This is a genomic window from Blautia hominis (genome assembly GCA_002270465.1).
In the GTDB taxonomy this organism is placed as follows: domain Bacteria; phylum Bacillota; class Clostridia; order Lachnospirales; family Lachnospiraceae; genus Blautia; species Blautia hominis.
Map to the genome: position 1 here is coordinate 1 of NQOF01000028.1, position 445 is coordinate 445.

The window sequence follows — 445 nt, forward strand, 5'->3', positions numbered from 1 at the left end:
TAAGCAGGGATGCCTGCCTTCAGATATTGAGTGACTATTTTGCCAGCAAAAAGATCCGTCTGGAAATGGAAGAATCAGAGAGTGAACTTGATATGTTGGAAACGCCGGCGGCCCGCATCCTTAACTGGCTTGTACGATTCCAGTGGCTGAAAAAATCGGAGGATTACGGAAGCTTTGTAACAAACATTGTCATACCGGACTATGCGGCAGTGTTTATTGAAGCGTTTGAACAGATGACCCGGGAAGGGATGGATGAGACGGATCTATACATTCAAAATGTGTATGCGACCCTCTATTCTTTCCAGAATAATCCCAGGCTGAATACAGGAATGCTGCGGTCGGCGCTTGTCAATACGAGAAAACTGAATAAAGTTCTCCAGGACATGCTCCACAATATGGATCGGTTTTTCGGACGGCTTCTGGAACAGAAAAATTACGGACAGCT

General features: G+C 45.6%; 1 protein-coding gene. It reads left to right on the top strand.

Translation table 11 applies throughout. The features are described 5' to 3' along the window. Nucleotides 1-445 (top strand): Wadjet anti-phage system protein JetA family protein (locus CI595_RS26295; RefSeq protein ID WP_243135283.1); only part of this gene is annotated, 445 nt, incomplete at both ends.